General features: G+C 72.3%; 21 protein-coding genes and 2 pseudogenes. 7 read left to right on the forward strand and 16 right to left on the reverse strand.

Annotated features, from left to right (window positions below; genetic code table 11):
* Positions 1–70 precede the first annotated feature (70 nt).
* The 10 genes and pseudogenes from ACQEVJ_RS06535 to ACQEVJ_RS06580 form a co-directional block, all read right to left on the reverse strand.
* Entirely contained in the window at positions 71–730 is a 660-nt protein-coding gene (locus ACQEVJ_RS06535; RefSeq protein WP_433098186.1) for a DUF47 domain-containing protein, read from the reverse strand.
* Positions 727–1,707, reverse strand: a complete 981-nt coding sequence (locus ACQEVJ_RS06540) for an anion permease (protein ID WP_433098188.1) — start codon at positions 1,705–1,707, stop codon at positions 727–729. The genes ACQEVJ_RS06535 and ACQEVJ_RS06540 overlap by 4 nt, the downstream gene beginning before the upstream one ends.
* Positions 1,707–3,557, reverse strand: a complete 1,851-nt coding sequence (iolD, locus tag ACQEVJ_RS06545) for a 3D-(3,5/4)-trihydroxycyclohexane-1,2-dione acylhydrolase (decyclizing) (RefSeq protein ID WP_433098190.1) — start codon at positions 3,555–3,557, stop codon at positions 1,707–1,709. Before iolD ends, ACQEVJ_RS06540 begins: the two co-directional genes overlap by 1 nt.
* A complete protein-coding gene (gene iolB / locus ACQEVJ_RS06550; protein WP_433098192.1) occupies positions 3,554–4,366 on the reverse strand; it encodes a 5-deoxy-glucuronate isomerase in 813 nt (270 codons plus the stop codon). Before iolB ends, iolD begins: the two co-directional genes overlap by 4 nt.
* The gene (locus tag ACQEVJ_RS06555) at positions 4,363–5,238 is read right to left on the reverse strand and encodes a Cgl0159 family (beta/alpha)8-fold protein (RefSeq protein ID WP_433098194.1); all 876 of its coding nucleotides are present in this window, start codon (positions 5,236–5,238) and stop codon (positions 4,363–4,365) included. The genes iolB and ACQEVJ_RS06555 overlap by 4 nt, the downstream gene beginning before the upstream one ends.
* On the reverse strand, positions 5,231–6,238 hold the full coding sequence (gene iolC, locus ACQEVJ_RS06560; protein ID WP_433112593.1) for a 5-dehydro-2-deoxygluconokinase: 1,008 nt from the start codon (positions 6,236–6,238) through the stop codon (positions 5,231–5,233). Before iolC ends, ACQEVJ_RS06555 begins: the two co-directional genes overlap by 8 nt.
* Before the next feature lie 41 nt (positions 6,239–6,279).
* Positions 6,280–6,867: a sugar phosphate isomerase/epimerase family protein gene (locus tag ACQEVJ_RS06565; protein WP_433112596.1), complete on the reverse strand. Its 588-nt coding sequence runs from the start codon at positions 6,865–6,867 to the stop codon at positions 6,280–6,282.
* Positions 6,868–6,876: 9 nt separating this feature from the next.
* A pseudogene (locus ACQEVJ_RS06570) lies at positions 6,877–6,969 on the reverse strand (inosose dehydratase); the annotation flags it as partial.
* Between the two features lie 158 nt (positions 6,970–7,127).
* Positions 7,128–8,129, reverse strand: a complete 1,002-nt coding sequence (locus ACQEVJ_RS06575; RefSeq protein WP_433098196.1) for a Gfo/Idh/MocA family protein — start codon at positions 8,127–8,129, stop codon at positions 7,128–7,130.
* Between the two features lie 109 nt (positions 8,130–8,238).
* Positions 8,239–8,982, reverse strand: coding sequence for a GntR family transcriptional regulator (locus tag ACQEVJ_RS06580; protein WP_433098198.1), 744 nt, complete (start codon positions 8,980–8,982; stop codon positions 8,239–8,241).
* A gap of 201 nt (positions 8,983–9,183) precedes the next feature.
* On the opposite strand from ACQEVJ_RS06580, the gene ACQEVJ_RS06585 reads away from it, so the two are divergent.
* A complete protein-coding gene (locus ACQEVJ_RS06585; RefSeq protein WP_433098200.1) occupies positions 9,184–10,353 on the forward strand; it encodes an ABC transporter substrate-binding protein in 1,170 nt (389 codons plus the stop codon).
* A gap of 55 nt (positions 10,354–10,408) precedes the next feature.
* Here the strand turns inward: ACQEVJ_RS06585 and ACQEVJ_RS06590 are convergent, their stop codons facing one another.
* Entirely contained in the window at positions 10,409–11,683 is a 1,275-nt protein-coding gene (locus ACQEVJ_RS06590; protein WP_433098202.1) for a phytase, read from the reverse strand.
* A 163-nt stretch (positions 11,684–11,846) separates the two neighbouring features.
* Here ACQEVJ_RS06590 and ACQEVJ_RS06595 point away from each other — a divergent pair, with 163 nt between their 5' ends.
* Complete coding sequence (locus ACQEVJ_RS06595) at positions 11,847–12,326, forward strand: flavin reductase family protein (protein WP_433098204.1); 480 nt, start codon at positions 11,847–11,849, stop codon at positions 12,324–12,326.
* On the opposite strand, the gene ACQEVJ_RS06600 is transcribed toward ACQEVJ_RS06595, so the two are convergent.
* Both ACQEVJ_RS06600 and ACQEVJ_RS06605 read right to left on the reverse strand, forming a co-directional pair.
* Positions 12,319–14,010 (reverse strand): S49 family peptidase, encoded by a 1,692-nt coding sequence (locus ACQEVJ_RS06600; RefSeq protein WP_433098206.1) that lies wholly within the window; start codon positions 14,008–14,010, stop codon positions 12,319–12,321. The genes ACQEVJ_RS06595 and ACQEVJ_RS06600 overlap by 8 nt on opposite strands.
* Before the next feature lie 92 nt (positions 14,011–14,102).
* Complete coding sequence (locus ACQEVJ_RS06605) at positions 14,103–15,758, reverse strand: glycosyl hydrolase family 18 protein (protein ID WP_433098208.1); 1,656 nt, start codon at positions 15,756–15,758, stop codon at positions 14,103–14,105.
* A 215-nt stretch (positions 15,759–15,973) separates the two neighbouring features.
* Here ACQEVJ_RS06605 and ACQEVJ_RS06610 point away from each other — a divergent pair, with 215 nt between their 5' ends.
* Together ACQEVJ_RS06610 and ACQEVJ_RS06615 are read left to right on the forward strand one after the other, a co-directional pair.
* Positions 15,974–17,116, forward strand: a complete 1,143-nt coding sequence (locus tag ACQEVJ_RS06610; protein ID WP_433098210.1) for a sensor histidine kinase — start codon at positions 15,974–15,976, stop codon at positions 17,114–17,116.
* Positions 17,113–17,769, forward strand: a complete 657-nt coding sequence (locus ACQEVJ_RS06615) for a response regulator (RefSeq protein ID WP_433098212.1) — start codon at positions 17,113–17,115, stop codon at positions 17,767–17,769. The genes ACQEVJ_RS06610 and ACQEVJ_RS06615 overlap by 4 nt, the downstream gene beginning before the upstream one ends.
* Here the strand turns inward: ACQEVJ_RS06615 and ACQEVJ_RS06620 are convergent.
* Positions 17,759–18,493 (reverse strand): DUF2306 domain-containing protein, encoded by a 735-nt coding sequence (locus tag ACQEVJ_RS06620; protein WP_433098214.1) that lies wholly within the window; start codon positions 18,491–18,493, stop codon positions 17,759–17,761. The two genes, ACQEVJ_RS06615 and ACQEVJ_RS06620, sit on opposite strands and share 11 nt — an antisense overlap.
* Positions 18,494–18,655: 162 nt before the next feature.
* Between ACQEVJ_RS06620 and ACQEVJ_RS06625 the strand changes: the two genes are divergently transcribed.
* Entirely contained in the window at positions 18,656–19,639 is a 984-nt protein-coding gene (locus ACQEVJ_RS06625; protein ID WP_433098216.1) for an NAD(P)-dependent alcohol dehydrogenase, read from the forward strand.
* 27 nt (positions 19,640–19,666) lie between these two features.
* Here the strand turns inward: ACQEVJ_RS06625 and ACQEVJ_RS06630 are convergent, their stop codons facing one another.
* On the reverse strand, positions 19,667–20,632 hold the full coding sequence (locus ACQEVJ_RS06630) for a helix-turn-helix transcriptional regulator (protein ID WP_433098218.1): 966 nt from the start codon (positions 20,630–20,632) through the stop codon (positions 19,667–19,669).
* Between the two features lie 61 nt (positions 20,633–20,693).
* Here ACQEVJ_RS06630 and ACQEVJ_RS06635 point away from each other — a divergent pair.
* Together ACQEVJ_RS06635 and ACQEVJ_RS06640 are read left to right on the forward strand one after the other, a co-directional pair.
* A pseudogene (locus ACQEVJ_RS06635) lies at positions 20,694–21,341 on the forward strand (epoxide hydrolase family protein); the annotation flags it as partial.
* Between the two features lie 151 nt (positions 21,342–21,492).
* On the forward strand, positions 21,493–21,849 hold the full coding sequence (locus ACQEVJ_RS06640; protein WP_433113334.1) for an alpha/beta fold hydrolase: 357 nt from the start codon (positions 21,493–21,495) through the stop codon (positions 21,847–21,849).
* Between the two features lie 51 nt (positions 21,850–21,900).
* On the opposite strand, the gene glgB is transcribed toward ACQEVJ_RS06640, so the two are convergent.
* The gene (glgB, locus tag ACQEVJ_RS06645; protein WP_433098220.1) at positions 21,901–24,138 is read right to left on the reverse strand and encodes a 1,4-alpha-glucan branching protein GlgB; all 2,238 of its coding nucleotides are present in this window, start codon (positions 24,136–24,138) and stop codon (positions 21,901–21,903) included.
* Positions 24,139–24,181 lie beyond the last annotated feature (43 nt).

A 24,181-nucleotide genomic window follows, 5' to 3' on the forward strand; every position in this document is an offset into this window, starting at 1 on the left:
GGGAAGGGCGGGGAGTCGGGCCGTCGGGGTTCGGGACGCGGAGCGGGTTTCCCGCCTGTCGGGACGCGGCTCAGTGGCTGCGCTTGAGCATGGCGTCGGCGAGCGCGTCGGCGGCCTCGCCGAGCCGCCGGCCCACCGCGTCGAGGCGGGCCAGCAACTCGCGCTCGCGCAGCGTCTCCATCCGCAGCGGGCCGCTGAACAGCTCGGCGAGCCGGGCCTGGCAGAGCTGCCGCAGGCGGGTGCAGCACTTGCGGGTGGCGAGCACGGCGACGGTCACCGAGCCGGGGTCGTCGAGCATCTTCAGCACGGCCGCGTCCAGCTCGGCCAGGCCGTCGATCACCGCCTGAAGCGGCTCGACCGCGAAGCCGAGGTCCTCCGGCCCGAACAGGTCGGTCTCGCGTACGTAGTCGCGCAGGTGGTCGAGGACGTCGTCGATGGACCGGGAGAGCCGGAACAGGTCCTCCCTGTCGATGGGGGTGGCGAGCACCCGGCGCAGGGTCTCCACGAGCTCGGCCCGCGCCGCGTCCCCCTCGTGCTCCACCTCGGCCATCCGGGCCCGCGCGGCCGACCGGTCCGTCGCGCCGGTGGCGGTGGCGCGGGCGAGCCCGGCCCCGTCCCGCGCGACCGCGATCTGCCCGCGGACCAGGCCGACCACCCGCCGTGCCGACCGCCCCCGCAGGTCGTCCCAGGCCCGCGCGAACCGGCGGGCACGCCCGCGCGCGCCGGTCACAGCACCCTGAGCGCCAGCCCCGCGAGGCAGCCCAGCGCCACCGACGACGGCAGCGTGACCAGCCACGCCGTTCCCATGTTCACCACTGCCTGCCATCGCACCCTCCTGGCTCCTTCGCTTGCCGCCACGCCGACCACACCGGCCGTGATGGACTGGGTCATGCTCACCGGGCTGCCGAGGGCAGAGCTGCCGAGCACGGCGCCGGTGGCCGCCGTCTCCGCCGAGACGACGTGCAGCGGCCGGGTGATGACCAGGCCGCGGCCGAGCCGGGCGCCGACCCGGGGGAGACCCGCAAGCGCCCCGGCGAGGAAGAGCGCCGCGAGGACGGCCATCCACACCGGCGGGACGTCGACCGGGCCCACCCGGCCGAGCCCGCCGCGGCCCACGCCGATCGCCACGCTCGCGACCGCGATCATCTTCTGGCCGTCGTTCACCGCGTACGCCAGGCACTGGGCCACGTACGCCAGCAGGTGGGCGATGCCCACGAGCCGGGGCATCCGCTGGTAGGACGGCACCCGGCGGGACGCCGTCCCGAGCAGGTAGCCGAGGGCCAGCCCGGCCAGGGGCGCCCCGGCCCCGACCGCGAGGACGGTGGCCACCCCCCGCCACGACACCGGCAGCCCCGCGCCGAGCCCGGCGCCGGTGATGCCGCCGATCACGGCGAGCGTGAGGCTCGTGGGCAGGCCGCGGCCGGTCAGGACCGCGACCACCGTCACGGCGACCACCACTCCGGTCAGGAAGGCCGCCGCCCCCTGCCCGGTGTCCAGCCCCGCCAGCCGCTCCGTGAACGTCCGCGCGACCGTGACGCCGAGCACGAACGGCCCGGCGAACAGGGCCGCGGTGAGCAGGGCGGCGGCCGTCCAGCCCGGAGAGCGGGGAAATCGCAGTCCGAGCCCGATCAGGGTCGCCCCGTCGTTGGCCCCGCTGATCAACGTGAAGAGCACCGCCGCCGCGGCGAACGCGAGCGTCCACCCCATCAGAGGTAGGGCCGCTGGTCACGCTTGGCCTCGTCGTAGCGCTCGCGGGCGGCGCGCGCCTCGGCGAGCCCGGACACCTCGGCCACCGGCACGTCCCACCACGCCTCGGCGGCGGGTGCGGGGCCGGGGACCGTCTCGACGTAGACCACGGTCGTGCGGGAGGACGCGACGGCCTTGCCGAGCGCGGCCCGCAGGGTCTGCGGATCGGCCGCCGTCAGCACGTCGGCGCCGAGGCTGGCCGCGTTGGCGGCGAGGTCCACAGGCAGCCGCTCCCCGTCGAGCCGGCCGTCCGGGCCGCGCCTGCGGTAGGCCGTGCCGAGCCGGAGCGCGCCGACCGACTCGCTCAGCGCGCCGATCGAGGCGAAGCCCTGGTTGTCCACCAGGACGATGACGAGCTTGACGCCCTCCTGCACGGCGGTGGCGATCTCCTGGGCCATCATCAGGTAGGACCCGTCGCCGACGAGCACGAACACCTCGCGCTCCGGGGCGGCGAGCTTCACCCCCAGCCCTCCGGCGATCTCGTAGCCCATGCAGGAGTAGCCGTACTCGACGTGATACTGCCCGGGGTCGGAGGCCCGCCACAGCCGGTGCAGGTCGCCCGGCATCGACCCGGCCGCGTTGACCACCACCCCGCCCGCGGCGACCTCGTTCAGGACGCCCAGCACCACCGGCTGGGTCAGCTCGGTCCCGCCGTAGAACCGGTCGGTCTCGGCCTGCCACGCGGCGGCCAGTTCGGTCGCCCGGCTCGTCCAGTCGGGGTCGGCCCGCCAGTCCACCTCATCGAGTGCCTTCAGCGCCTCACGGGCGTCGGCGACGAGCGTCTCGGCCGCGTGCTTGGCCGCGTCGAACGCCGTCACGTTGACGTTGAGGAACCCGGCCTGCCCGAACAGCGTCCGCGAGGCGGTGGTGAAGTCGCTGTAACGGGTGCCGATCCCGATGACCAGGTCGGCCTCGCGGGCCAGGGTGTCGGCGGCGCGGGTCCCGGTGTGCCCGATCGCGCCCACCGCGCACCGATGGTCGTACGGCACCGCGCCCTTGCCGGCCTGGGTCTCGGCCACCGGCACGCCGTGGCGTTCCGCGAAGCGGGCCAGTTCGGCGCAGGCGCCGCTGTACTTGACCCCGCCTCCGGCGACGATCAGCGGGCGGCGCGAGCCGCGCAGCAGCTCGGCGGCCCTGGCCAGGGCCGCCGGTTCTGGGACCGGCCGGGCCACGTGCCAGACCCTGCGGGCGAACAGCTCCTCGGGCCAGTCGTACGCCTCGGCCTGCACGTCCTGCGGCAGCGCCAGTGTCACCGCGCCGGTCTCGGCGGGGTCGGTGAGCACCCGCATGGCCCCCAGCAGCGCCGCCGGAAGCTGCTCGGGCCGGTTGACCCGGTCCCAGAAGCGGCTGACGGGCTTGAGGCAGTCGTTGACGCTGACGTCGTACGACCGGGGGTCCTCCAGCTCCTGCAGCACCGGCGAGGCGACCCGGGTGGCGAACAGGTCGCCGGGCAGCAGCAGCACCGGCAGCCGGTTGATCGTGGCCAGCGCGGCCCCGGTGACCATGTTGGTCGCGCCCGGCCCGATCGAGCTGGTGCAGGCGAGCGTGGACAGCCGGTCGGACTGCCGGGCGTAGCCGGCGGCCGTGTGCACCATCGCCTGCTCGTTGCGGGCCAGGTAGTAGGGCAGCGGGTCGTGGGTGCCCGCGCCCTGCTCGGCCAGTGCCTGGCCGATGCCCGCGACGTTGCCGTGCCCGAAGATGCCCAGGCACCCGGCGATCAGCCGGTGCTCCACGCCGTCGCGCTCGGTCCACTGCCGCGCGAGGAACCGCACCAGCGCCTGCGCCACCGTGAGCCTCGTCGTGTTCCTCATGACACACCTCCGAGCCGGGGATCGACGGGCTGATCGGCCCACGAGTCGCGGATCCACGCGTGCCTCGGATCGTCGGAGAAGGCCATGGACCGCTTGTCCGCCGGGCCCGCCAGAACGTTCAGGTAGTAGAGGTCGTAGCCGGGCGCGGCCATCGACGGGCCGTGGTAGCCGTGCGGGACGAGCACGACGTCGCCCGCCGACACCTCGGCCAGCGTCTCGTGCGTGCCGTACACCCGCTGGTAGCCGGGGCCGCCCTCGAAGTAGTAGATCTCCTCGAGCACCGCCTCGTGCTCGGACGGCGTGTCGTGCTTGTGGGGTGGATAGGACGACCAGTTGCCGCCCGGTGTGATCACCTCGACCGCCACCAGCTTGTCGCAGTCGAACGCCTCCGGGGAGCAGAAGTTGTTGACCTGCCTGGTGGCCTGTCCCGCGCCCCTGATCTCCACCGGCACGGCGTCGGCCGGGCCATACCTGATGGGGAAGCGGCGGGTGGCACGGGCGGCAGGGAGCGCGATCCTGCCCCTGCCGGTGATCGTGACCCGGGCGTCGATCGGCACGTACGCGAAGTCGGTCGGCCCGGAGAACACCGAGGGGCGTCCGGTCAGCGACAGCCGCAGGCCGTCGGCGACGACGTCGCACGCCCCCGCCAGCGGCAGGACGAGCATCTCCTCCTCGCCGGTGGACAGCTCCACCGGCCGGTCCGCCAGGTCCACGACCCGCAGCCCGGCGTACGTCCAGCCCGCGGCCTCGGGGGTGATCTCCACGTTCCAGGGGCCGGAGGCGGCCGTGCCGTGGGGAATGTAGGTCATGTGCTCTCCAGCAGGTTGACCGCGGCGTCCACGGCCGCCGCGACGTCGTCGTCCGGTGGGTAGAGCAGCGCCCGGCCGGCGACCAGGCCGCGCACGCCCGGCAGGCGCAGGGCCTTGCTCCAGGAGTCGTAGATCTCGTCGGAACCGGGTTCGCCGCCGAGCAGCAGCACGGGCAGGGTCGTGGCCTCCAGGACGCGTTCCATGTCCTCGGTCACGGGAAGCTTGAGCCAGGTGTGGGCGGAGGTCGCCCCCAGCCCCTGGCCGACGCTGATGGCGCGGATCATCGCCTCGGGCGACAGGTCGTGCCGCACCACGCCCCCGACGCGCCGGGACCAGAACGGCTCGATCATCGCCATCAGCCCGTGCCGCGCGAGCTGGGTGACGGCCTGCCCGCAGCTCGCCAGCGTGGCGGCGGTCGCGTGGTCCTCCAGCCCGATCCGGCACAGCATCTTGCCGCCGTCGAAGCCCATCGCCGCGAGCGAGTCGGCGTCGTAGGCGGTGAAGCGGTCGTCGAACTCGAACGCCGCGCCTTGGACGCCGCCCCGGTTCATCGACCCGATCACGATCTTGTCGTCGAGGGCGCCGAGCAGCAGCAGGTCCTCCACGATGTCGGGGGTGGCGAGCAGCCCGTCCACGCCGGGCCGGGCCAGGGCCGTCGTCAGCCGGTCGAGCAGGCTGATCCGGCTCTCCATCGCCATCGGGCGTCCGGCCACCCCGAGCGCGCCCCGGGCCGGATGGTCGGCCGCGATGATCAGCAGCCGGCCGCGCCCGCTCAGCAGCGGACGGCGCCTGCGGACCGCGGCGGCCTCGGCCACCCGCTCCGGGTGCCAGGCCCGGTCGTCCAGCAGGCGGCGGTAGTCCTCCTCACGCATGCCCGGCGTCCCCCCTTCCTGTTTCTCCATGAGGGACGTCCCCCTGGATGACGTTCCCCGGGTCCGGGGGAAGCCCCCGTGCGGAACCCCGGGCTACGACGGTCTCGATCTCGCCGAGGGTCGGCATCGCCGGAGCGCATGCCAGCCGGCCCGCGACGATCGCGCCCGCGGCGTTGGCGAACCGCAGCGTCCGCTCCAGGGGCCAGCCCGCGAGCAGCGCGTGGCACAGCGCTCCGCCGAAGGCGTCCCCGGCGCCCAGCCCGTTCACCACCTCGACGTCGACGGGCGGCACCTCCACCGCCTCACCGGCCGTCATGCCCAGCACCCCCGCCGATCCCCGCTTGACGATCGCGAGTTCGACCCCGGCGTCGAGCAGGGACCGGCCGGCCGCCTCGGGATCGCGCAGGCCGGTGGCCACCTCGGCCTCGTCGAGGTTGCCGACCGCGACCGTCACGTGTTCGAGCGCCTCGCGCACGTGGCGTCGGGCCGTACGCGGGTCGGGCCAGAACATCGGCCGATAGTCGAGGTCGAGCACGGTGTGCGGGGCGCGTCCCCGGGCCTTCAGCGCGGTCAGGTGCGCGCCGCGCGACGGCTCGTCCGACAGCCCGGTCACGGTCGTCCACAGCAGCGCGGCGCCGGTGACGGCGGCCAGGTCGAGCTCGGCGGGGAGGATCTCCAGGTCGGGCGCCTTGGGCCAGCGGTAGAAGAACAGCGGGAAGTCCTCCGGCGGCCGGATCTCGCAGAACGTCACGGGAGTCGGCAGGCCCGGCACCGCGGTGACGTACCGGTCGTCCACGCCGTACGCGCGCAGCGCGTCGTGCACGAACCGCCCGAACGGGTCCGCGCCGGTCCGGGTGATCACGGCGCTGCGGCGGCCCAGGCGGGCGGCGGCCACGGCCACGTTGGTCGGGCTGCCGCCGAGGTACTTGCCGAAGGTCGTCACCTGCCGCAGGGAGACCCCGACCTCCAGCGGGTAGAGGTCCACCCCCACCCGTCCCATGGTCAGCACCTCCGGCGCCGCCTCGTCGCCCGCGGTGCCGGTCACGCGTCCTCCGGGGAGGCCAGGCCCGTGAGGTACGCCAGGCTCGCGCGCACGTCCTCCACGGGATCGGCGTCGGCCGACGTCAGGATCACGTCCTGCTCCATGACGTACCAGCCGGTGTAGCCGGCGGCCGTCAGGCCGGAGACGATGCCGGCCACGTCCACGTCGCCCCGGCCGAGCGGACGGTACATCCCGGTTCGCACCGCGTCGGTGTAGGTGAGCTCGCCCGCCCTGACCCGCCCGGCGAGGTCCGCGTCGACGTCCTTGAGGTGCGCGTGGGCGATCCGCTCTGGGGCCTTCCTGACGACGTCGAGCGGGTCGGCGCCGCCGGCCAGCAGGTGCCCGGTGTCCAGGCAGAGGGAGACGGCCGCGCCCTCCAGGACCCGCTCCACCTCCTCGCCGGTCTCGACCATGGTGCCCACGTGGGGGTGCAGGGTGACCAGGTGGGAGATCTCCCGGTCGATCCGGTCGAGGTTGGACAGGAGCGTCCGCCAGCCCTCGTCGTCCAGGGCGGGGCGTCCGTCGTAGCCGTCCACCCCGGTCGCGGCGGCCAGCACGACCACCGCGTCCGCCTCGAAGGCGGCCACCGTGTCCCGCAGGGCGGGCAGCGGGTCGTGCGCCGGGTCGTGCAGGACGACCGGGACGAAGCCGCCGATCGCGCGCAGGCCGTAGCCGCCGAGCAGGGCGGTGCGGTGGTCCGGCTCCGGCGGCAGGAACCCGTCCGGGCCCAGCTCGGTGGCGGTCAGCCCGAGCGCGGCCATCTCGGCCAGCACGCGTTCGGGGGCGAGCTGGTGGCCCCAGCCGGGCACCTCGCAGACCCCCCAGGAGATGGGGGCGGCGGCGATCCTCACTTGGTCACCTCCACCACGCGGACGGGACGGTCGGTCCGGCGGGACAGGTCCGCCGCCTCGGCCACGTACAGCGCGGCCAGGGCGTCGCGGACCGTGCAGGGGCTCTCCCGCTCGCCCCGCGCCGCCTCCAGGAAGGCGGCCATCTCCGCGACGTACGCCTCCTCGAACCTGGCCTGGAAGTCCGGCCAGGGGTCGCCGTCCGGTGCGAAGCCCTCGGCCGAGCGCAGCGGGGTGCGCCCGCCGAGCCCCGCCGCCCAGGCGCCGCGGGTGCCGGCCAGCTCCATCCGCACGTCGTAGCCCGCGCCGTTGTAACGCGAGCCCTGCAGGGTGGCGAGCGTGCCGTCGTCCATCGTCAGGATCGCGGCGCTGGTGTCCACGTCGCCCGCCTCGGCGAAGAACTCCTCGCCGCGGTTGGCGCCGGTCGCGTAGACGGTGTCCACCTCGCGGCCGGTGACCCAGCGCAGGATGTCGAAGTCGTGGATGTGGCAGTCGCGGAAGATGCCGCCGGACGACGGGATGTAGCCGGCGGGGGGAGGCGCGGGATCGGCGGTGATCAGGTGGACGCGGTGCAGCACGCCAAGATCGCCGGAGCGCAGCGCGTCGCGGGCGGCCAGGTAGCCCGCGTCGAAGCGGCGCTGGAAGCCGATGTGCACGACGGCGCCGGTGCGCTCGACGGTCTCGGCGACCCGCAGCGTCTCCTCCACCGTGGGCGCTGCCGGCTTCTCACAGAAGGCCGGGACGCCCAGCTCACAGGCGCGTTCGAGTGCCTGCGCGTGGGTGGAGGTCGGAGTGGCGATCACCACCGCGTCCGCGTCGAAGGGGTCGCCGACCGTCGCGGAGAACGGTGCCCTCGAGAACCGTGCCGTCGAGAACCGTGCCGCCACCTCCTCCGCCCGGCTCCGGTCCACGTCGGAGACCACCAGCTCGTCCGCGAGACCGGCAAGGGTGGCGGCATGGAAGGCGCCTATGCGGCCAAGGCCCAGCAAACCCACACGCATGTGTCAGCTCCTCGTCCAGGGGCCTCCAGTTCTAAATGAGCGGAAGGTAAAGGTCAAGAGTTTGTCCTGACATTCGGATGAACTATCATCCCGATGACAAAAGCGTGACTCAGCGCTCGACGAGGGTGACCTCGAGGGAATAGTGCGAGGCGCGGTACACGTGTGAGCCGTGCTCGACCGCCCGGCCCTGGTCGTCGTACGTCGTCCGGACCATCGTGAGCAGCGGGCAGCCGCGCCGCTCCTCCAGTAACCGGGCCTCCGCCGGGGTGGCGGCGCGGGCGCCGATGCGCTGGTGCGCCACCCGCATCCGGATGCCGGTCTGGCGCAGCATCTCGTAGAGCCCGCGCTCCTGCAGCGACTCGGAGGTCAGCGGGGCCAGCCCGACCGGCAGCAAGTTGTGCAGCAGGGCGAGCGGCTCTCCCATGGCGTACCTGATCCGCTCCAGCCGCAGCACCTCCGTGCCCGGTTCGAGGCCCAGGGCCGCCGCGGCCTCCTCCTCGGCCGGTACGGTGTCCAGGGACAGCACCCGGGTCTCCGGCTCCTGCCCGGCCCTGCGGAGGTCGTCGTAGAGGCTGGTGAGCTCGACCGCGCGCTTCACCTGGCCGTGCACGACCTGGGTGCCGACGCCGCGCTTGCGGACGACCAGGCCCTTGTCGACGAGGAACTGGATCGCCTGGCGGATGGTGGGGCGGGAGAGGCCGAGTTGCTCGGCGAGCAGGATCTCGTTGTCCAGCCGGGATCCGGGGGGCAGCTTGCCGGCCTGGATGGCCTCGGTGATCCGCTCGGCCACCTGGAAGTAGAGGGGCACGGGGCTCGACCTGTCGAGGTCGATGTCCAATCTGGTGACTGTCACGACTCGACGGTAGCTGACATCAGAATGTCTTGACCAATGCCACCGAAGCCCGATTAACGAAAGATGTCCAGTTCGCAACGGCGGTCATTATGTCTTGACAAACTATTCACGTGACGTTCATCGTGGAGCCACCGCGGCGCCGGATCGGGGCTCTGGGCGGCGCCCGACGACCCCCCGAGAGGCAAGAGGAGTGACGCCACCTTGAGGCGTACCCGGAAGATCGTTCCCCTGGCACTGCTCGCGCTCGCCGTCGCCGCCTGCGCGCCCTCCACCGGCACCGACGCGCCCTCCTCGGCGACGAGCGCCGAGCCGCTGCCGGGCCCCTCGATCGACGCGTCCCTCGACCTGGACGCGCTGGTCGCCGCCGCGAAGAAGGAGGGCGGCCTGCTCGTCTACGACTCCAGCGGCGACATCGAAGAGGTGGCCAAGGCGTTCACCGCCAAGTACGGCATCCCGATGGAGGGCGTGAAGTCCGACACCCCGCAGACCGCCGAGAAGATGACCAGGGAGCACGCCGCCGACAACGTCACCATCGACGCGGCCATGTACGAGGACGGCGGAGTGCTCGTCGGCCAGCTCATCCCGCAGGGCGTCGCCCAGACTTGGGTGCCCGCCGACCTGAAGGACCAGATCCCGGCCGAGAGCCGGAACCCGCTGCTCGCGCTGTCGAAGGCCACGGTCTTCGCGTACAACATCAAGCTCTCGCCCGGCGGATGCCCGGTGAAGAACGTGTGGGACCTGACCGAACCGGAGTGGGCGGGCAAGCTCGTCATGCAGGACCCTCTCGGCAAGCCGACCGTGCTGTCGTTCTTCACCCAGCTCGACGCGCACGGCAACCAGGCGCTGGAGCAGGCGTACCAGGCGAAGTACGGCAAGCCGCTGCAGACGGAGGAGAAGAGCGCCGCCTACGAGTGGGTCAAGCGCATCTCGGCCAACAAGCCCGTGCTGACCGGCTCCGACGAGGACATCTCGGCGGCGGTGGGCGCGCCGAACGCCACCGACAAGAAGATCGGCTTCATGTCGATCTCGAAGTTCCGCAACAACGAGGACAAGGGATACGCCCAGGCGACCTGCGAGGGGATGACGCCGTTCGTCGGCTTCAGCTACCCCAAGTACGTCGCGATCGCCGCCAAGAGCAAGCACCCGAACGCGGCCAAGCTGTACGTCCACTTCATCATGACCGAGGAGGGCGTGAAGCACGAGATCGGCGAGGGCGGCGTCTCCGGCAACAGCACGGTGAAGCCGCTGGTCACCCCGGCCGGCCTGAGTGACTGGAAGGGGCAGCTCTTCCACACCGACCCCGCCGGGCTGCTCGGCGACCTGCGCAACCGGCAGACGGTCTCGGACTTCTGGCGCGTCAACCACGGCTGACCCGGTGAACGGAGCGGCCCCCGGGGATGCCCGGGGGCCTTCTGATGTGCCCGCGTCAGTCGCGCGGGTCCCAGCCGTCGGTGTCCACGTCGAGGTCGAGCTTGCCGGCGATGTCGTCCCACTTGGTGAACTTGAAGTTCGTGATCTCCCGGCCGGGCTCGGCGGGGGTGTTCTCCCCGTCGTGCGCGACGAACAGGCCCTCGTCGAAGTCGCCGAGCGGCACGTTCAGCACGGCCGAGCCGTCGCTGTGCTCGACGCCGTCGCGGCCGTTCTTCTCGCCCACCCGGAACTGGCCGAGGTAGGAGTTGGACCCCTCCCTGCGGTAGACGGCGAAGGTGCTGTCGCCCTGGCTGGAGGCCAGCAGGTAGCCCTTGCCGTCCTCGCGGTAGTAGATCGTCAGGCCCTCGGCGTCCGCCGCCAGGTGCCTGCCGCCGTAGCCGGGGTCGGCGCCGGGCGTGCACTCGTCGGTCGCGGCGTCGTACGTGCCGGGCACGCCGAACTCCTTCGTCTTGTCCACCAGCACCGGCGTGCCGGTGAGGTCGGCCCGCATCCGCCAGATGCCGACGTCCTCCTGGGCGGCGTAGAGGACGTCCTTCTCCTGGTCCACGACCATGCCCTCGACCTGCGGCTGCACTCCGGGCTCGTCGCACGGGGTCCAGGTCTGCCCGTTGGGCAGGGCGAACGACGCGGGCAGGTCGAGCGTCCTGACCAGCTGGTAGCCGACCTTCCCGCCCGGCTTCGCCAGCAGCTTCACCAGCCCGACGGAGGTCCTGTGCCGCCGGCTGACCAGCGCGTACGTCCCGGTGGAGTCCGTCCAGGTGGCCAGGCCGTACGCCGTCTCCTTGTCGTTGACCTGCTCCTGGGTGGAGTTGAAGACGAACGGCGCGGCCGGGTCGGTCACGTCGGTGAGCCGGCCGTGGGAGACGGCGTAGATCCTGAGCTGGTCGCGGCCCCGGTCGGAGACCACCGCGAGGTCCCTGCCGCCGAAACCGTAGGCCACGTCGACGTTGTTGAACCTGCCGACCTCGTCGTCGGGGCCCGGCGCGGCGGGCGCGGGCAGGTGCTGGACCTGCCGTCCGTCGAGGTCGTAGACGAAGAGCCCGGCCTCCTTGGCGGTGCCGATCACCACGCTCTTGTCCGAGTCGTGGGGGTCCACCCAGATGGCGGGGTCGTCGCCGTTGGCGTTGCCGCCGGCCTCGTCGTCGTACAGGGCGGGGGTCTCCACCTGCGGGTACACGGTGGCGACGCCCTGGCTCGACGCGGGGACCGCCGCCCCGCCTATCAGGGAGATCGTCAGGGTGGCAAGGAACAGCCCGGACAGGGGACGCATCGCGCCTCCTCGGTTGGGGGATGATGTCGCCTCGACCGTAATGACCAAATAACGCCAATGCAATAGGTCATCCTTATGTCAGGACATAAGCACAGTTAGGAGGCCGGTTGCACGTCCCGGCCCTCGGTGGCACAGTCGCACGCCGGAGGGGAAGGAGTGCCAAGTGGGACTGTTCACCGAGGCCATGGGGCAGGTGGCCGCGGGCGTGGCGGTGGTGACGGTCAAGGACGACCGCGACGATCTGGGCACGACGGTCGCGACCCTGATGTCGGTGTCGCTCGACCCGCCACTCGTGCTGATCAGCCTCGACTCGTCCGGATACCTCGCCGAGGTGCTGCTGCGCAGGGACCGCTGGGCCGCGAGCGTCCTGGCCGACGGCCAGCAGACGGTCGCCTCCAGGTTCGCCACGGCCGGACGGCCGGGCGCCCGGCTCCTGCTGGCCGGGGTCGCCCACCACCGCGGCGCGCACAGCGAGGCGCTGGTCGTGGAGCGCGGGGTGGCGGCGATCGAGGCCGAGACGGCGCGGGTCGTCCCGGCCGGCGATCACACGCTGTTCATCGGAGAGGTCCTCGGCGTCGACTACGTCGACGCGTCCAAGGCCCCGCTCGTACGGCTGCGCGGCCGCTACCGCCCGGTTACCTGATCGTCCACCAGCCCGGCAGCACCAGCGGGCCGTACGCCGGGAGGCCGAGCTGCCCGGCCATCCGCGCCAGCGGCCCCCACGCCTCCAGGCGCACCCGGGCGAGCGCGGCCGACTTGTCCTCGCTGGACTCCGGCGGGCGCAGCCGCTCCAGGGGGTGCAGGCGGGGATAGGTCCGTACGGGCGCGTCGCCGGCCAGCCCGGCCCGGCGGCGGGCCAGGGCGAGGGCGTCCTCCAGGCCGCCGAGCTCGTCGGCGAGACCGGCCGCCCTGGCGTCGGCGCCGGTCCACACGCGGCCCCTGGCCAGCTCGTGCGCCCGCTCCTTGGTGAGGCCGCGGCCCTGCGCCACCTTCCCCACGAAGTCGTCGTAGATGCGGTCGAGCCAGGCGTTCACCCGCTCCCACTGGGCGTCGGAGAACGCGGTGGACGGCGAGAACATCCCGGCGTTGGCGCCCTCGGCGACCGACTCGGTCACCACGCCGAGCTTGCCGAGCAGCTCGCCGACGACGGGCTTGCCGCCGAACACGCCGATCGAGCCGGTCAGCGTGCCCGGCTGGGCCACGATCACGTCGGCGGCCATCGACACGAAGTAGCCGCCGGAGGCCGCCAGGTCGCCCATCGACACGATGACCGGCTTGCCCGCCCGGCGCGCCAGCACGACCTCCCGCCAGATCGCGTCGGAGGCGACGTACGACCCGCCGGGGCTGTCCACGCGGAACACGATGGCCTTGACCTTCTCGTCCCGCCGGGCCGAGCGCAGGGCGGCGCAGATGGTGTCGGAGCCCATGGCGCCCCCGCCGCCCAGCGGCGAGCGGCCGCTGCGCCCGAGACGGATCATGCCGTTGCCGTGGACCAGGGCGACCGTGTCGGCTCCGGGATGGGGGAGCCTGCCGGCCAGCGTGCTCTTGGCGTACCGCGACACGTAGAGCAGGTGCGCGCCGTCCTCGACGGTCTCCGCGTAGACCTCGTCGCGATACTTCAGCGCGTCCACGAGCCCGGACTCGACGGCCTCCGACCCGATGAACGGGCCCTGGTCGATCAGCTCGCGCACCCTTTCGGGGTCGAGGCCGCGCGCCTCGGCGATGCCGGCGACGATCTGCTCGGTGACCGACTCGGCGATGCGCCCGGCCGACTCGCGGTGGGCGTCGGTCATGTGGTTCTGGGTGAAGGTGTTGGCGGCGGTCTTGTACTCGTGTCGCTGGCCGAGCTGATACTCCACCCCGGCCTTGGCGAGCGCGTCGCGCAGGAACCGCTGCTCCAGCGCCACCCCGGTCAGGCCCACGTCGCCGGAGGGCTGGAGGTAGACCTGCTCGAAGGCGCTGGCCAGGTAGTAGGGGACGGTGCCGGCGCCGAACTCGCCGAACGTCTCGGCGAACGCGACGGTCCGCTTGCCCGCGGCGCGCAGCTTGACCACGGCCGTGCGCAGCTCCTGCACCATGCCGAGGCCGAGCGGGTTGCCGCCGATCTTGACGATCAGCGCGGTGACGCGGGGGTCCTTGCGGGCACGGCGCAGGCCCGACAGCACATCGGTGAGGCGCGGCTTGCGCATGGACAGCAGGGCGGTGACGGGGTCGGCGGGCGGGCCTTCCGACAGTCCCTCGGTCAGGTCCAGTTCCAGCACGAGCGGCGCGGTGCGGCGCTGCCGCAGCTTGCCGACCGTTTCTACGATCGTCCTCGTCGCGTCCATAAATGCCACCATAAGCGAAGGTTTCGCCAGGATGGGCGGATGATCAGGGCCCCCGCGCGAGACGCGCGGGGGCCCTGGCCGGCTCGAAGCGGTTACTTCAGGCCGTTGGACATCGCGGTGATCAGCTCACCGTTGGTGGTGTCGCCGCTGAACTCCCAGAAGAAGGCCCCGCCGAGACCCTGGTTCTTGGCGTAGGTCATCTTGCCGCCGATCGTGGCGGGGGTGTCGTAGCTCCACCAGTTCGAGCCGCACTTGGCGTAGGCGGTGCCGGCGACCGTGCCGGTGGCCGGGCAGCTGGTCTTGAGGACCTTGTAGTCCTCGATGCCCGCCTCGTACGTGCCGGGCGCGGCGCCGGTGGCGGTGCCGCCGGGGGCGTCCTGGGTGACGCCGGTCCAGCCGCGGCCGTAGAAGCCGATGCCCAGCAGGAGCTTGCTCGCCGGCACGCCCAGGCTCTTCAGCTTCTGCACGGCGTTGTCGGTGTAGAAGCCCGCGATCGGGATGCCGGAGTAGGACGTGAGCGGCGAGTGCGGAGCCGTCGGGCCCTTGGCGTCCCAGGCGCCGAAGAAGTCGTAGGTCATGACGTTGTACCAGTCGACGTACTGCGCCGCGCCGCCGTAGTCGGCGACGTCCATCTTGCCGCCGGAGTTGCCGTCGGCGGTGATCGCCGCGGTGATCAGGTAGTCCTTGCCGAACTTGGCGCGCAGCGCGGCCATGAGGTTCTTGAGCGCTGCCGGACCGCTGCTGTCACAGCTCAGGCCGCACGCGTTCGGGTACTCCCAGTCGATGTCGATGCCGTCGAACACGTCCGCCCAGCGCGGGTCCTCGACCAGGTTGTAGCAGGAGTTCGCGAACGCGGTGGGGTTGGCCGCCGCCTGCCCGAAGCCGCCCGACCAGGTCCAGCCGCCGAAGGAGTAGAGGATCTTGATGTTCGGGTACATCGCCTTGAGCTTGCGCAGCTGGTTGAACGCGCCGCGCAGCGCGTTGGGGTTGTCCCAGGTGTCCGCCTTGCCGTCCACGCTGTTGGCCGTGGTGTAGGCCATGTCGTAGTCGGCGTAGGAGTCGCCGATCGCGCACTGGCCGTTGGTCACGTTGCCGAAGGCGTAGTTGATGTGGGTGAGCTTGGCGGCCGAGCCGCTGCTCACGATGTTCTTCACGAAGTACTGGCGGCCGTAGACGCCCCAGTCGGCGAAGTAGCCCATCACCTTCTTGCCGCCGGGCGGCGGCGGGGACGTGCTCGGGCTCGGCGAGGGCGACGCGGAGGGCGACGCGGAGGGAGACGCGGACGGCGAGGCCGAGGGCGAGGCGGACGGGCTGGGGCTCGGGCTCTTGCTCGGGCTGGCCGAGGGGGAGGTGGTCGGCCCGCCGGCGCAGGGCGCGCCGTTCAGGGTGCAGTTCAGCGGCGTCGAGCCGCCGGGCGCTCCTATGAAGCCGAAGCTCGCCGACGCGCCGGCCGCGAGCCCGCCGCTCCAGGAGGGGTTCTTGAACGTGTAGTGGTTGCCGCTCTTGGTCATGGTGGCGTCCCAGGCCGAGCTGATCGTCGCGGTCGAGGGCATGTCGACCTCGACGGTCCAGCTCGGCAGGGCGTCCGACCCGGCCTTGACGGTGAACTTGCCCTGGAAGCCGGAGCCCCAGTCGGAGTCGACGGCGTACGTGGCGGTGGCGGGGGTGGCGGCGGTCGCGGTCCCGAGCGCGAGCGGCGCGAGTAACGCGGCGCCCGCGATCAGGGACCCTAGGAGGATCTTTCGCAACGGAGCTCCTGCTCTTGGGGGGTAAAGGACAGGAAAGTTTCCTATTAGTTAGGAGAGTAAGCATGGACGACGAAGGGGTCAACGCCCTCGTGGCCCCCTAAGCGTCGTTTAAGCCTCCGCTAAGGTCGCGGCGCCGGGCCCGGAGGGCGAAGGCGACAGGAGAGTTTCCACTTCGGGGCGGGCGCGGCGGGCGCCGGCTCTCGTACCATGATTCGGTGCACGGCTTCGTCCGCTCCGTGTGGTACGAGCCCCGTCCCCCCGACCCACCCGTACGTGTGTGGCGGGACTGGGCGCTCGTCGGGGTGCTCGTGCCGCTCGCGCTACTCGAAGGGGCGCTGCGGCCGGACCTTCCGTGGCGGCCCTTCGCGGTGGCCGTCACCGTCGGGCTGGTGCCCACCATGCTGTGGCGGCGGACCCGGCCGCTGGCGATGCTCGCGATCTGCTTCGTCGCCACGGGTGTGATCCCGATCCTCGTGACCGGCGCGACGCTCGACACGTACACGCTGGGATACATGCTGACCCTGCCGTACGCGCTGTTCCGGTGGGGGTCGGGCCGTGAGATCGTGACCGGCCTGGGAATCATGCTCGCCGCCGCCGGTCTCTCCGTGCTCGTCGACCACGCCGCTCTGCCCGACGCGGTCGGGCCGTTCGCCGTCATGCTCGCGACCACCAGCCTGGGCGGCGTGTTCCGATATCGGGCCGGGGCGAGGATGCGCGAGCTGGACCGGGTCAAGCTGCTCGAACGCGAGCAGCTCGCCCGCGACCTGCACGACACGGTCGCGCATCACGTCTCCGCGATGGCCATCCGCGCACAGGCCGGGCTCGCCACGGCGGCGTCGCGTCCGGACGCCGCGGCCGAGGCCCTCCGCGTGATCGAGGCCGAGGCGGCACGGGCCCTCGACGAGATGCGCGCCATCGTCCGCGTCCTGCGCCGGGACCGGCCGGCGGAGCTGACCCCCGGCCGGCGCATCGTCGAGCTCAAAGGGCTCGCGAGCCGGGGCGGCTCCCACCACCCGACGGTCGAGGTGGAGATATCGGGCGACCTGGACGGCCTGTCGCCGTCGGTCGAGGCCGCGGTCTACCGCATCGCCCAGGAGGCGGTGACCAACGCCGTACGGCACGCGCGCCGCGCCACCCGGGTCGAGGTGCGCGTCGCCGCCGACGAGACGGCGGTGCGCCTGTGCGTGAGCGACGACGGCGACGGGGGCTCCACGCGCCCGGGTGCGCCGCCGGGATACGGGATCATTGGCATGAGCGAGCGCGCGAACCTGCTCGGCGGCACGTGCGTGGCCGGCCCGGACCGCGATGGGGGGTGGACGGTGACCGCGGTGCTTCCCCGGGCCGGGGGCGCGACATGAGTGTCCGGGTGCTGATCGCCGACGACCAGGAGATCGTCCGCACCGGGCTCTCGATGATCCTCGACGCCCAGCCGGACATCGAGGTCGTCGCCACGGCCGCCGACGGGCGGCGGGCCGTCGAGCTCGCGCGGCGCCTGCGCCCCGACGTGTGCCTGTTCGACATCCGCATGCCCGGGACCGACGGCATCGAGGCGACCCGGTCCCTCGCGGGACCGGACGTCGCCGACCCCCTCGCCGTCGTCGTCATCACCACGTTCGACCTCGACGAGTACGTCTACGCGGCGCTGAGAGCCGGCGCCCGGGGTTTCCTGTTGAAGAACGCCGGCGCCGACATGCTCGCGCAGGCCGTCCACGCCGCCGCCGGCGGCGACGCGCTCATCGCCCCGAGCGTCACCGCGCGGCTGCTCGGGACCTTCGCCCGCACCGGTCCCGCCTCGTCACCCGCGCAGCCCATCGAGACGCTCACCCACCGGGAGGAGCAGATCCTCGCCGCGGTGGCGCGCGGCCGGACCAACGGCGAGATCTCCGCGGAGCTGCACATCTCGCTCAGCACGGTCAAGACCCACATCGCCAGCCTGATGGCCAAGCTCGGCGCCCGCAACCGCGTGGAGATCGCCATCTGGGCCTACGAGACCGGCCGCGTCAGGAGCTGACCGGGGTCCCGGCTCCCGATCGGCGCGCCGTCGAGGCGCGGGCCGGCCGTCTGCGCACGGCCCACTCCGCGACGGCGAGGTTGATCACCCATCCGGCGCCCATCAGCAGCGCACGGGGGAGCGGACCGGGCTCGCCGGCCAGTGCCATCCAGGGACCGACGGTCAGCAGCTGGGTGCCCGCGCCCATGCCGATCGCGTAGCCCCGTGTCATCCAGGCGCGGTGACGGGTGACGTCCCGCCGCCGGATCGCCGCGAAGCCGAGGACGAGGGACACGATCATGAAGGTGCCGAACACCAGTCGCAGGCCCACGAGCAGGGCGCTGTCGTTGGACAGGTGGGGATAGAACAGCGTCATCCACAGACCCGTGAACGCGCTGACGAGCCCGGACGGAACCAGGAGCCGTCCCATGGCGCGGTGCCAGGCGGGCCTGCGACGGCGTAACCCGGGGGCGAACTGGAGGGCCCCCAGGACGCTGAAGAGGGTGACGGAGATGATGTGCGCGACGACGGGAAGGGGCGTCGCGAAATACCGGACGCTGTCGTGCGTGATCGGCCCGCCGGCGGCCAGCTGGGACAGCCGGGTGGAACCGGCGATCACGGGGACGGCGCTGAGCGCGATCAGCGCGGCGGGCACGAGCCACCCCGCCCTGCGGTTCCTGCCCGATCGGCCGCTTTCCTTCGCCTGGCTGTGCGCGAGCGCGGGCCGTTCCATCGATTCGGTCATGCGCCGATCGTGGTCCGGGAGGGGGCGGTGGTTCATCGGCGGAACGGCCGGATCCACACCGCCCGATCGGCTGCCGATCGGGCGTACTTTCGGCTGATACGCCCTGCGTGCGGCGCTTCTTACGCTGGCACTCCCCACCGCCGAGGTGACGAGGAGAATCCGATGAAGGCGTTCGTCTTACGCTCGTACGGTCCGCCCGACGTCCTGGAGCTCGCCGACGTCGGCACGCCCGTGCCCGGCCCCGGCGAGGTGCTGGTGCGGGTGCGCGCCACCTCCGTCCAGCCGTACGACTGGCACCACATGAGAGGCGAGCCGTACATCGCGCGCCTGATGGGCGGCACGCTCGGCCTGCGCGGGTCGCGGGTCGCCATCCTGGGCGCCGACGTGGCGGGACAGGTCGAGGCGGTCGGCGCCGGCGTCACCGCGTTCCGGCCGGGTGACGAGGTGTTCGCGCTGCTCACGCAGGGCGGCTTCGCCGAGTACGTCTGCGTCAGGGAAGGCGAACTGGCCCGGAAGCCGGAGAACCTGTCGTTCGAGCAGGCGGCGGCGGTGCCGATGGCGGCCGTCACCGCGCTGATGGCGCTCGACCAGGGAGGGGTCCAGGCGGGGCACGACGTCCTCGTGAACGGCGCCTCGGGCGGCGTGGGGACCTTCGCCGTACAGCTCGCCAAGGCGTTCGGCGCCGAGGTCACCGGTGTGTGCAGCGGCCGGAACGCCGACCTGGTGCGGTCGATCGGCGCGGACGAGGTCGTCGACTACACGAAGGAGGACTTCACCCGGCGCGGGCGGCGCCACGACCTGCTGCTCGACATCGCGGGCACCCGCTCGCTGCGGGCGTGCGCGCGGGTGCTGAAGCCCCGGGGGACGCACGTCGTCGTGGGCGGGCCGGCCGGACGCTGGCTGCAACCCGTCGGCCACATCATGGCGACGCTCGCGGTGTCGCCGTTCGTGTCCCAGCGCGTGGTCGTGACCCGGGTGGGCGACGGCGGAAACACCCGGGGCGACCTGATGCGGCTGACCAAACTCATCGAGGACGGCAAGGTCGCCCCGGTGGTCCACCGCAGCTATCCGTTCGACGAGATCCCGGCGGCCGTCGGATACGTGGAACAGGGGCACGCCTCCGGAAAGGTCGTCATCACGGTCTGACCGTGGACACGGCGGCGCAGACACTCCCTAAGCCTCGGCCGCCACGCGCAGCCGGTTGGCCAGGTCGCGCAGGACCGGGATCAGCTCGGGCGGGTCCAGCACCCGGAACGGGAATCCCTTGGCCGCGACGTGCAGGGCCAGCGTCTCCAGCGAGTCGGAGCCCGTGTGGAACAGGCAGGCGTCGGCGCCGTGCGCCTCCAGTCGGCCGGCCGTGGGGGAGGAGCGCCGGGCCACCGCCTCGATCGGGGCCTCGAACAGGATCCGGGCCCGGTAGCGGTAGGGCGCCGACGAGATCGCCTGGGAGACGTACGCCGCCACGTCGCCGGAGGGGGGCGTACGCGGGGTGAAGCGGGCGCCGGGCGGGTCCACAGGTCCCTGGATCCGGTCGGCCCGGAAGGTCCGCCAGTCGTCGCGGTCCACGTCCCACGCCAGCAGATACCACCGGCGGTGCGTGTGAGCCAGCCGGTGGGGCTCGACGGTACGGACCGACAGGCCGTCCCGTCCCGGATACCGCAGCCGCAGCCGCCGGTGGTCCCGGCAGGCCGCCGCGAGCGCGGTCAGCAGGCCGGGGTCGACCGCCTCGCTGACCGGCGCCGACCCGGTCAGCGGCACGGCCGCGGCTCGGAACGCGGTCACCCGGTGCCGGAGGCGGGCCGGGAGCATCTGCTCGAGCTTGGCCAGCGCCCGCACCGAGCTCTCCTCCAGCCCGGCCACGCTGCCCGTCGCCGCCGTGCGCAGCCCGATCGCGACCGCCACCGCCTCCTCGTCGTCGAGCAGCAGCGGCGGCAGCGCCGTGCCGGTGCCGAGCCGGTAACCGCCCGCGACTCCCGGGGTCGCGTCCACCGGATAACCGAGGTCGCGCAACCGGTCGATGTCGCGCCGCACCGTACGCAGGCCCACGCCGAGCCGTTCGGCCAGATCGGCGCCTCGCCAGTCGCCGCGCGCCTGGAGCAGCGACAGCAGCCGGAGCAGTCGTGCCGAGGTTTCCAGCATGACCGGAATTGTGCCGCTATTGGTGACCGAAGCTGACACCGATCGTTCCTACGGTGATCGCATGACGAACACCGAGATCCGTCCGTTCCGCATCGAGATCCCCCAGGCCGACGTCGACGACCTGCGCGAGCGGCTGGCCCGCACCCGCTGGGCCCCCGAGCTGCCGGGAACCGGCTGGGAGCGCGGCGTGCCGACGGGCTACCTGCGCGACCTGGCGGTGTACTGGGCGGAGAAGTACGACTGGCGGGCGCACGAGGCGGCGATCAACGCCCATCAGCAGTTCACGACCACGATCGACGGCATCGATCTGCACTTCCTGCACGTCCGCTCGGCCGTGGCGGACGCCACGCCGCTGCTGCTGCTCCACGGCTGGCCCGGTTCGATCGTGGAGTTCCTCGACGTGATCGGCCCGCTCACCGACCCAGTGGCGCACGGTGGCGACCCCGCCGACGCCTTCAACGTGGTGATCCCGTCGCTTCCCGGGTACGGCTTCTCCGGCCCGCTGCCCGCTGTCGGCTGGACCGACGGACGGGCCGCCGCGGCGCTGGCAGAGCTGATGGACCGGCTCGGCTACGACCGGTTCGGCGTGCAGGGCGGCGACGTGAGCGCCTTCATCGCCCCGCTGATCGGCCGGGCGGCGCCCGAGCGGGTCATCGGGGTCCACCTCAACGCGCTGGTCACCTTCCCGACGGGGGACCCGGCCGACATGGCCGCGCTCACCGAGGCCGAACGGGAGCGCCTGGGGCGGATGAAGGACTGGCAGGACCGGTCGAGCGCGTACATGGCAGATCCAGGGCACCCGCCCGCAGACGATCGCGCACGCCCTGCACGACTCCCCGGCCGGCCAGCTCGCCTGGATCGTGGAGAAGTTCCAGGAGTGGACCGACCCGGCCGCCGCGCTGCCCGAAGACGCCGTGGACCGCGACCGGATCCTCACCGACGTCAGCCTCTACTGGTACACCGGCACCGCGGGCTCGGCCGCGCACACCTACTTCGAGCGGTTCAACGACCCGTCCATGTGGGCGCCGCGCGAGCGATCGAGCGTGCCGACGGCCGTGGCGTTTTTCCCCACAGACTTCGCCATCCGCGGGTTCGCCGACAAAACGCACGCCATCGTGCGCTGGACCGAATTCGACCGGGGCGGCCACTTCCCCGCCCTGGAGGCGCCCGGCCTGCTCGTGGAGGACCTGCGGGAGTTCTTCCGCGGCCGCGCCTGAGCTGCTCCGCCCGATCCCGGGGTCCGCGCCGCGGACCCCGGTCGGCAGGGCTCAGGACTCGGCGACCAGGCCCTCGGGCTCGGCCTCCGCCTCTGCCTCCTCGGCGGCCGTCTCGGCGCGCTCCTCCATCTCCGGGCTCACGGCCGTCGGGCTCTCCACCGGCCGCAGCCAGACGACGCCGAGCGGCGGCACGCTCAGCCGGGTCGAGCACGGCAGACCGTGCCGCGGCACCTCGACCGACTCGACCGCACCCATGTTGCCGACGCCGCTCCCGGCGTACTCGTACGCGTCGGTGTTGAGGATCTCCTCCCACCGCCCGGGGGTGGGCAGGCCGAGGTGGTAGTCCTCGTGCGGGGCGCCGGAGAAGTTGGCGACGCAGGCAAGCACCGAGCCGTCCGCGCCGTACCGCAGGAACGACAGCACGTTGCCCGAGGCGTCATCGGCGTCGATCCAGCGGAAGCCCTCGTGGGTGTTGTCGCGCGAGTACAGCGCGGGCGAGTCCCGGTAGACGCGGTTGAGGTCCTTCACCAGGCGGCGTACGCCCTGGTGGTAGTCGAAGTCCAGCACCCACCAGTCGAGGCCGTTCGCCTCCGACCACTCGCCGCCCTGGCCGAACTCGCAGCCCATGAACAGCAGCTGCTTGCCGGGATGGGCCCACATGAAGCCGTACAGCGCCCGGAGGTTGGCGAAACGCTGCCACTCGTCGCCCGGCATCTTGCCCAGCAGCGACCCCTTGAGGTGGACGACCTCGTCGTGCGACAGCGGCAGCACGAAGTTCTCCGAGAAGGCATACATCAGGGAGAACGTCATCTGGTGGTGGTGATACTGCCGGTAGATCGGCTCGCGGGACATGTAGCTGAGCGAGTCGTGCATCCAGCCCATGTTCCACTTGAAGCCGAAGCCGAGCCCGCCGAGGTGGACCGGCCGCGACACGCCGGGCCAGGCGGTCGACTCCTCCGCGATCGTCATGATTCCCGGCTCTTCGCGGTAGACGACGGAGTTCATCTCCTTGAGGAACTCGATCGCGTCGAGGTTCTCCCTGCCGCCGTACACGTTGGGCGTCCACTCGCCCTCGCGGCGCGAGTAGTCGAGGTAGAGCATCGAGGCCACCGCGTCCACCCGCAGGCCGTCGACGTGGAACTCCTTCAGCCAGTAGAGCGCGTTGGCCACCAGGAAGTTGCGCACCTCGTTGCGGCCGAAGTCGAAGACGTACGTGCCCCAGTCGGGGTGGGTGCCGCGGGCGGGGTCGGCGTGCTCGTAGAGCGGCGTGCCGTCGAAGCGGGCCAGGGCCCACTCGTCCATCGGGAAGTGCGCCGGCACCCAGTCCACGATCACGCCGATGCCGGCGCGGTGCAACTCGTCGACGAGGTGGCGGAAGTCGTCGGGGGAGCCGAACCGCGAGGTCGGGGCGTAGTAGGAGGTCACCTGGTAGCCCCACGAGCCGCCGAACGGGTGCTCGGCGACCGGCAGGAACTCCACGTGTGTGAACCCCATGTCCTTGACGTACGCGACCAGCTCGCGGGCGAGGTCGCGGTAGGACAGGCCGGGCCGCCAGGAGCCCAGGTGTACCTCGTAGGTGCTCATCGGCTCGGCGAGGGCGTCGCGCGACGGCCGGGCGGCCATCCACTCCTCGTCGCGCCACTCGTACGCGGACTTCTCGACGATGCTGGCGGTCGCCGGGGGGACCTCGGTGCGGCGGGCCATCGGGTCGGCCTTCTCCCGCCAGATCCCGTCGAGGCCGAGGATCTGGAACTTGTACCGCGTGCCCTCGCCGATCTCCGGGAGGAACAGCTCCCACACGCCCGACCGGCCGAGCGAGCGCATCGGGTGGGCGGCCCCGTTCCAGTGGTTGAAGTCGCCGATCACCCGCACGCCCTGCGCGTTCGGCGCCCACACCGAGAAGGCCGTCCCGTCCACGTCCTCGTGGCGCACCACCCGCGCCCCGAGCACCTCCCACAGCCGCTCGTGCCTGCCCTCACCGATCAGGTGGAGGTCCAGCTCGCCCAGCGTCGGCCAGTGCCGGTACGGATCGTCCGTCTCGTACGGCGGGGCGTCGGGATAGGTGATGCGCAGGCGATAGTCGGGGACCTTGTCGACGCCGGGCAGCGTCACCTCGAACACCCCGAACGCGAGATGGCTCATCTCGTGCGCCGACCCGTCGGCCAGCACCTCGACCTTCTCCGCGAAGGGGCGCAGGGCCCTGATCGCGACGCCGTCGGGCCCGGGATGGGCCCCCAATATGGAGTGGGGGTCGTGGTGTGCGCCCCCCGCCAGCCGGTCCAAGTCCATGTCGCCCAACCTGCCCTAGAACATCTCCTCCGAACACCCTGAT

Origin of the sequence: Microbispora sp. CA-102843 (assembly GCF_050936215.1) — a bacterium.
Lineage (GTDB): Bacteria > Actinomycetota > Actinomycetes > Streptosporangiales > Streptosporangiaceae > Microbispora.

Excerpts from the sequence above, each read along its gene's own strand:
- iolC (WP_433112593.1), bottom strand. The coding sequence starts at position 6,238 with ATGGGACGGGTGGGGGTGGACCTCTACCCGCTGGAGGTCGGGGTCTCC.
- ACQEVJ_RS06600 (WP_433098206.1), bottom strand. The coding sequence starts at position 14,010 with ATGGACGCGACGAGGACGATCGTAGAAACGGTCGGCAAGCTGCGGCAG.
- ACQEVJ_RS06620 (WP_433098214.1), bottom strand. The coding sequence starts at position 18,493 with ATGACCGAATCGATGGAACGGCCCGCGCTCGCGCACAGCCAGGCGAAG.
- ACQEVJ_RS06615 (WP_433098212.1), top strand. The coding sequence starts at position 17,113 with ATGAGTGTCCGGGTGCTGATCGCCGACGACCAGGAGATCGTCCGCACC.
- ACQEVJ_RS06575 (WP_433098196.1), bottom strand. The coding sequence starts at position 8,129 with ATGCGTGTGGGTTTGCTGGGCCTTGGCCGCATAGGCGCCTTCCATGCC.
- glgB (WP_433098220.1), bottom strand. The coding sequence starts at position 24,138 with ATGGACTTGGACCGGCTGGCGGGGGGCGCACACCACGACCCCCACTCC.
- iolB (WP_433098192.1), bottom strand. The coding sequence starts at position 4,366 with ATGACCTACATTCCCCACGGCACGGCCGCCTCCGGCCCCTGGAACGTG.
- ACQEVJ_RS06555 (WP_433098194.1), bottom strand. The coding sequence starts at position 5,238 with ATGCGTGAGGAGGACTACCGCCGCCTGCTGGACGACCGGGCCTGGCAC.
- ACQEVJ_RS06625 (WP_433098216.1), top strand. The coding sequence starts at position 18,656 with ATGAAGGCGTTCGTCTTACGCTCGTACGGTCCGCCCGACGTCCTGGAG.
- ACQEVJ_RS06540 (WP_433098188.1), bottom strand. The coding sequence starts at position 1,707 with ATGGGGTGGACGCTCGCGTTCGCCGCGGCGGCGGTGCTCTTCACGTTG.
- ACQEVJ_RS06590 (WP_433098202.1), bottom strand. The coding sequence starts at position 11,683 with ATGCGTCCCCTGTCCGGGCTGTTCCTTGCCACCCTGACGATCTCCCTG.
- iolD (WP_433098190.1), bottom strand. The coding sequence starts at position 3,557 with ATGAGGAACACGACGAGGCTCACGGTGGCGCAGGCGCTGGTGCGGTTC.
- ACQEVJ_RS06630 (WP_433098218.1), bottom strand. The coding sequence starts at position 20,632 with ATGCTGGAAACCTCGGCACGACTGCTCCGGCTGCTGTCGCTGCTCCAG.